Here is a 6,651-nt window from a genome sequence, read left to right as displayed (position 1 = left end):
AAAGCTATTTACAATATTTTACTATATGGAGTTAGTTGTATACATGACTGTAATTCTTTCGGTTGCGTACAAAAAAATTGATTATTTAAGATTTTTTTAAATTCTTAGGCTTATTTTGTTAAAAAGGTTTGTTTAACTTTAAAGGGTGGGCGGGCGGGATACCCTAATTTTTTGAAAAAATAAAAAGTATTCAGCCGCATGTATAGTTGACTATCCATAATGATTTGCAATATCGTGCGGAAAGCCTCCGCGAAGCGTACCTGTAATGGTATAGGCGAATAGTTGACAAACTTGAAAATTTTCAGTATATACATATAAATTTTATAAACATTATTATAATGAAAAATAAGTTAAATAAAAAAGGAGGCATTAAAGCCCCCTTTAATATCATAATATATACAAATTAAATAATTATTTACTAGCTAATTCATGAGCATAAGCCATTCTAAACATATCTACTTCATTGAACTGTTTAGTAATGAATTGAATACCTATAGGCATATTGTTTTTATCTGCTCCGCAAGGTACGCTCATAGCAGGAAGACCTACCAAGTTAATATTAGAAACATAACTATCAGCCAAGAAACTTAAAGCACTGTCAGTTTGATCTCTTGTACCTAAAAGACCTGCAGTTACAGGAGAAGTAGGAGAAACAATAACATCAACATTTTTGAATGCATTATCAAAATCCATTTGCATTAACTTTCTTACTTTTAATGCATGCTGATAATGGCTGTAGAAGAATCTTTTACCAGTCATTAAAGTACCGAATAATATTCTAGCTCTAGTTTCAAAAGCAAGTCCTACACTTCTTGAAGTATAGTAATATTCATCTAAATTGAAATCGCCTTTAGGGTGATATCCGTATCTTATACCGTCATATCTTCCCATATTAGAAGCTACTTCAACATCCATAACTGCTGTATAAACTCTTGAACCATATTTAGCATTAGGTAAGCTAATCTCAACTATTTCAGCACCTTGATCTTTTAATCTTCCTATAGCATCCATAACCTTTTCTTTTACATCATGATCTATTAATTCAGAATCATAGTACTCTTTAGCAAGTCCTATTTTCATACCTTTAATATTTCCGTCTAAATAAGAATTATAATCAGGAACTGGAATATTTAAAGTAGTAGATTCTTTAGGGTCAAAACCAGCTATAATTTTAGTCATTAAAGCAGCATCTTTAACATCTTTAGTTAAAGGTCCAACTTGGTCTAAACTGCTAGCCATAGCAATACAACCAAGTCTAGGAACTCTGCCGTAAGTAGGCTTAACACCAACTATACCGCAGAAAGAAGCAGGCTGTCTTATAGATCCGCCAGTATCACTTCCTAAAGCACCGAAAGCAAAATTAGCAGCAACTGCAGCAGCAGATCCGCCTGAAGAACCGCCAGGAACATGTGCTCTATTTCTAGGGTTTCTAGTAACTCCATAGTTAGAAGTTTCTGTAGTTCCGCCCATAGCAAATTCATCCATATTAGTTCTACCTATAATGATAGCACCGTTATCTATCAATCTTTGAACTGTTGGAGCTGTATAAGGAGCTTTATAACCCTCAAGCATTTTTGAAGAAGCTGTCATTAAATGACCTTTATAGCACAAATTATCTTTAATAGCCAAAGGAACACCAAGTAATGGTAAATCCTCACCATTATTGATTCTTTCCTGAGCTTTTTTAGCTTGTTCTAATGCCTCATCTTTAAAAAGTTCAAGATAAGCATATATTTTATCATCTCTTTTATTATCTTCCTCTATTTTATTTAGAATAGATTCAACTAATGTAGGAGCATCTATTTCCTTATTTTTTAATTTCTCTCTGATTTGAATTATACTTAATTCATTTAACTCCATAGTAAAAAACCTCTTAAACAAAAATATAACAAAAGTTATTAATCCAAAATATTATATCATATATAGATGTTTTTTGCAAAATAATAATGTTTTTAATATAGTTTTTTATGATAAAAAAATTTAAAATAAAAAAATAGAGAGCCTAAATTAATAGACTCTCTATTTATTTTTAAACAAATATTAATTACTGAGCGTTTTCAGTAGCTTGAGTATTATCTCCATTTTCAGCATTTTCATCTTTTGGAGGTTTGATTTCTGGTGGTATTCCTACTGGAACATCAGCAAAATCGAAATAATTTTCATAATAAGATTTTTGGAATCTATTAGCTATAGGCTGCATTCTGAAATTATCTACATAAGAAGCAACAAAGTTAATGTTTTTTCCGCCATAAGTAGCATAATAAACAGCTAAAGAAGTTTTAGCAGCTTTATTAGCATAGTTACCGTATCTCATAGTAGTGAAATCATCGAAAGTAGAATATCTGCTGTTATGGAATCCGCCGTATTTCATGTGGAAACCGCCTAAAGTTCTGCTGAATAAACCTCTAGACATTACATAACCAGGATGTGCATATTCATTACCTTCGTTTCTTGATTTATATTGTTGTAAAGTGTAATCACCTTCGTAAACAGCACTTACAGCAAATAATTTATCTTCATGGAAGAAGAATTTATAAGCCCATTTAGTTTCTTTTCCAGCTAGAGTAGCATCATCATTTATATTGTCAGCTCTAACTGTCATACATTTAAATTCATTTGTTACTATGAAATTAAAGTATAAAATATTTTCATCTCTTGTGAAAAGTTCTGAAACATCGTTAGTAGTAAATTTAATATTTACCCAATCCATAGTTTGAGGATTATACCATACTAAATCTGGATCTGGATATTCACTAACATAAAATGTACCACTTATAGGCTCAGCTGCTCCTGCTGAAAAATTAGAAGCTACTAATATCTCGTTAACTTCATCAGGAGTGATGCCATAAGGAACCAAATCATTAAACATAAAAGGAACCGTTTGGTATGCATGAACTGATATTGACATAGCTACCAACAAAAACATAACTAGTAATTTTTTCATTTTTTGTTCTCCAAGATTTTTATTATTTATTATTATACTATATTGAAAAATTAAATCAAATACATTATGTTTACTTATAGATATTTTTTTCAAGTTTTAAACACTTACTACTTAATTATAACATATAAATTACATATTTCTATATATATTCTTGACTTTTTATCAAAAATCATATATCATTCTTCAAATAAAATACATACTTCGCTTCTTTAAGATATCCTAATCATAAAAGAAGCTTTATCCAAGGAGTTCAAAATATGAGAGAATACGAAATATTATTCGTAACAGAAATCAATGACGCTGTGCATCAAAATGCTAAAGATCATGTAAAATCTATTCTTCAAAACTATCATGCTGAAATTTTCAATGAAGCTGATTATGGTATTCATAACTTAAGCTACCCTATTCGCAAAGTTAATCAAGGTAAATTCTATTACTACCACTTCAGATGTAATGGAAATGATTTAACTCATATAGAAAAAGAATTGCGTTATGAATTAAGCATATTAAGATTCATAATAGTTCGCTTAGATGAAATAATACAGAAAAATAAAAAAGAAGATAACAAAGAAAATACTTCTAATGAAGAAGTTTCAAAAGAAGCTTAATTTATAATAGATAGATAATAGAGGCTTTATATTATGGCAACAGATTTTAATAATGTAACTTTAATAGGAAGACTTACAGCTGATCCTGTGTCTAAATATTTACCTAGCGGCAGTGCAGTTGTTGAGTTTTCTATAGCAAATAACTATTATGTAAGCACTAAAAATGCAACTGAAGTTAATTACTTTGATGTTGTTGCTTTTGGTAAAATGGCTGAAACTGTTAGTAAATACCTTACTAAAGGAAAACAAGTTGCTATAAGCGGAACTTTAAGACAGGAAAGATGGCAAGATAAAGATACTAATGCAGCAAGATCTAAAGTTAGAATCATTATGCAAAACATGCAGATGTTAGGAAATAACAGTGCTATGGGCGGTGCTCCTGCTGCTAGTATGGATACTACTTATTCTCCTTCAGCTTCTTCTGGTGTAGACTTAGGAAGTTTCTCAGACGATGATGATGAAGTGCCATTTTAATTGAAAATAGTATATTTTTTTAGGAGATAAACAATGGATTTAGAAAACATGGAAAATCTTGAAAATAACAATGAAGAAGAAATGAAAGGAAAAGGCGAAAAAAAAGCTCATTTCAATAAAGAAATTAATGAAAAAGACGGAAGAAAAAAATTCTTCAAGAAAAAAGTTTGTTATTTCTGCAAAAACAATATTGATGTTTTAGATTATAAAGATATTAAATTATTAAAAAGATACGTTAAAGACAGCGGTAAAATCATACCTAAACGCTTAAACGGTACTTGTTCTAAACATCAAAGATTAGTTACTAAAGCTATTAAAAGAGCTAGAAATATAGCACTTTTACCTTATGAAACTAGATATTAATTTTTAAACAATTAAGAATATTAACAGTCGTTATAATATAAATTATAGCGGCTGTTTTTTTTAACCTTTAATAATACCTACTACTATAAAATTAATAATTTCACAAATTACTATAATAAATGTTATATTATTAAAACAAATTATGATAGAATATAAAAACGGAGAATATTTTATGAAAATAATGAAATCATATTTTAAATACATTATTATGCTTTTTATTATTTCTGCAGCATTAGTATTTGCTCAAAATAATAGCTTACCTAATTTGAATGCATTTGATACTTTCAATAAAAATCCTGAAATTAATTTTACTTTGGAAACTAATAATAACAAATTAACAGTAAAAGCAATTATACCAAATAATTATTATGCATATTTAGAATCAAGCATAGCAAATAAAATATTATTCTTTGCCGACAACAAACAAATAAATACAACTTATCCAAAAGGCGAAAAATATCATAATGACATAATAATAAAAGGCGAACAAGAGTTTATATTAAATGATATTGATATAAATAAAATTAACTTTATAAAATCTACTTATCAATTATGTTCAGCAAAAGACAATGTATGCTTACAGCCGAAAAGTAAAGTAATATATGGAGAAGAAATTGATATACCTGATAATGCAAATATTATAACAGATGGAAAACCTGAGAATGCAAGATCTATAGAAAACTATATAAAAGGAAGCAATAATATATTTATAACATTGATTTTAATATTTGCAGCAGGACTTGCATCTGTACTTTTGCCTTGTACCTATCCCCTACTATCGATTACAGTGTCTATTTTAGGAACTACAACCGATTCTAAAAACAATAAAAAATTAAGCGTATTAGCTTCGCTTTTATTTGCATTAGGTGTAATAACAACTTATACACTTTTAGGTGCTATAGTTTCTGTGGCTGGATTTGCTTTTCATAAAACTATTCTATTTGGAAGTATTGGATATAATCCTATTGTTTTAACAATATTAGTATTATTATTTTTATACTTTACATTTTCTATGGCTGGATTTTATGAGATTAAAGCCCCTTCTTTTTTACAGTCTGCAAAAACAAATGCATACTCCAAAAAAAATCAATCAATATTCCATAAATATATAATGGGACTTCTTGCAGGAATAGTTGCTACACCTTGTGCTGCTCCTATAATAGCAGTTATATTGGAAATAGGTTTTCTTAATCCTGTATTTGCTACTCTTTATATGGCTGTTTATGCTTTAGGGTTCGCTTCTGTATTATTCATTCTTGGTACATTCGCTTCAATACTTACAAAAATGCCTAAGGCTGGAACTTGGATGGTATATGTTAAATATATTTTCACTTTCCTAATGATGATAATAAGTTTCTATTATGCTAATATACTTTTCGGAGTTTTAGGATTTAATAAAATAAGTTATATACTTGCTTCAGCTACGATATTAGTATTTGCAGTATTAGTTTACATAATAAAAAACAAATCTGCTATGTTAAGTGCATTAGAAATAAAAATATTCATTTCTGTAGTTATTATATCAATAGCATTAGGATCTGCTTACGGATTTATAAAACAAAAGAATGAAGTTGTAAATCATATCACATACAATGAAGCATTAGAGCTTTCAAAACAAAACAACAAACCGATATTAATAGATTTCTCTGCCGTTTGGTGTGCTAATTGTTATGAGCTTAAAGAGAAAGTATTTGTAAATGAAGAACTAAAAAAATTCATAGATGATAATTTGATTTTCACTGAAGTTGATGTTGATAAATACAAAAATATTTCTGATGAGTATAATGTTAAATGGCTTCCTTGGATAATAGTAGTTGACAGCAACAAGAACATATTATACACAAAGAATTCATTTTCAAGTTTCGATGACAAAATGGCTTTGAGTATAAAAGAAGATTTAGAAAAAGTAATTAATAAATAAATTTTATAGATATTTTTTTAAGCAATATTTTACTGCTTTCCATATCCAATATAAATAGTACAAACTATTTATATTGGATAAGATATTCACAATTTTTTAACATCTTCTATACTTAAACCTGTAGCTTTGCTTATTTCTTCATCAGTCATATTCATATTTTTAAGATTCAATGCTATATTTCTAGCTTTATTTATTTCACCTTTTTCAATACCTTCTTTAAGACCTTCTTCGCGTCCTTTAATTCTTTCTTCATTTAAGGCAAGTATATCAAAATAATTCTTTTCATATTCAGTGTAGTTATCAAATAAATCTTTTGTATTTACAAATTTGTTATACTCATC

General features: G+C 28.5%; 6 protein-coding genes and 1 pseudogene. 4 read left to right on the top strand and 3 right to left on the bottom strand.

What is annotated here, in order from left to right:
* Positions 1–411: 411 nt before the first annotated feature.
* On the bottom strand, positions 412–1,860 hold the full coding sequence (gatA, locus tag Q0K52_RS14400; protein ID WP_297300574.1) for an Asp-tRNA(Asn)/Glu-tRNA(Gln) amidotransferase subunit GatA: 1,449 nt from the start codon (positions 1,858–1,860) through the stop codon (positions 412–414).
* A gap of 184 nt (positions 1,861–2,044) precedes the next feature.
* Entirely contained in the window at positions 2,045–2,944 is a 900-nt protein-coding gene (locus Q0K52_RS14395) for a hypothetical protein (RefSeq protein WP_297300573.1), read from the bottom strand.
* A 257-nt stretch (positions 2,945–3,201) separates the two neighbouring features.
* Here Q0K52_RS14395 and rpsF point away from each other — a divergent pair, with 257 nt between their 5' ends.
* From rpsF to Q0K52_RS14375, 4 genes are all read left to right on the top strand, one after another.
* Entirely contained in the window at positions 3,202–3,552 is a 351-nt protein-coding gene (gene rpsF, locus Q0K52_RS14390; RefSeq protein ID WP_297300572.1) for a 30S ribosomal protein S6, read from the top strand.
* Positions 3,553–3,585: 33 nt separating this feature from the next.
* The gene (gene ssb, locus Q0K52_RS14385) at positions 3,586–4,026 is read left to right on the top strand and encodes a single-stranded DNA-binding protein (protein ID WP_297300571.1); all 441 of its coding nucleotides are present in this window, start codon (positions 3,586–3,588) and stop codon (positions 4,024–4,026) included.
* Positions 4,027–4,059: 33 nt separating this feature from the next.
* Complete coding sequence (gene rpsR, locus Q0K52_RS14380) at positions 4,060–4,389, top strand: 30S ribosomal protein S18 (protein WP_367271005.1); 330 nt, start codon at positions 4,060–4,062, stop codon at positions 4,387–4,389.
* A 172-nt stretch (positions 4,390–4,561) separates the two neighbouring features.
* The gene (locus Q0K52_RS14375; RefSeq protein WP_297300570.1) at positions 4,562–6,310 is read left to right on the top strand and encodes a protein-disulfide reductase DsbD; all 1,749 of its coding nucleotides are present in this window, start codon (positions 4,562–4,564) and stop codon (positions 6,308–6,310) included.
* An 86-nt stretch (positions 6,311–6,396) separates the two neighbouring features.
* Here the strand turns inward: Q0K52_RS14375 and Q0K52_RS14370 are convergent.
* A pseudogene (locus Q0K52_RS14370) lies at positions 6,397–6,651 on the bottom strand (hypothetical protein); the annotation flags it as partial.

Origin of the sequence: uncultured Brachyspira sp., assembly GCF_944390845.1 — a bacterium.
In the GTDB taxonomy this organism is placed as follows: Bacteria; Spirochaetota; Brachyspiria; order Brachyspirales; family Brachyspiraceae; genus Brachyspira; species Brachyspira pulli.
Note: the sequence above shows the minus strand (reverse complement) of the source record. Positions and strands in the feature narration are given on the sequence as shown.

What these genes read in the sequence shown, in the direction of transcription:
- gatA (WP_297300574.1), bottom strand. Translation starts at nt 1,860, where the DNA reads ATGGAGTTAAATGAATTAAGTATAATTCAAATCAGAGAGAAATTAAAA.
- Q0K52_RS14395 (WP_297300573.1), bottom strand. Translation starts at nt 2,944, where the DNA reads ATGAAAAAATTACTAGTTATGTTTTTGTTGGTAGCTATGTCAATATCA.
- rpsF (WP_297300572.1), top strand. Translation starts at nt 3,202, where the DNA reads ATGAGAGAATACGAAATATTATTCGTAACAGAAATCAATGACGCTGTG.
- ssb (WP_297300571.1), top strand. Translation starts at nt 3,586, where the DNA reads ATGGCAACAGATTTTAATAATGTAACTTTAATAGGAAGACTTACAGCT.
- rpsR (WP_367271005.1), top strand. Translation starts at nt 4,060, where the DNA reads ATGGATTTAGAAAACATGGAAAATCTTGAAAATAACAATGAAGAAGAA.
- Q0K52_RS14375 (WP_297300570.1), top strand. Translation starts at nt 4,562, where the DNA reads ATGAAAATAATGAAATCATATTTTAAATACATTATTATGCTTTTTATT.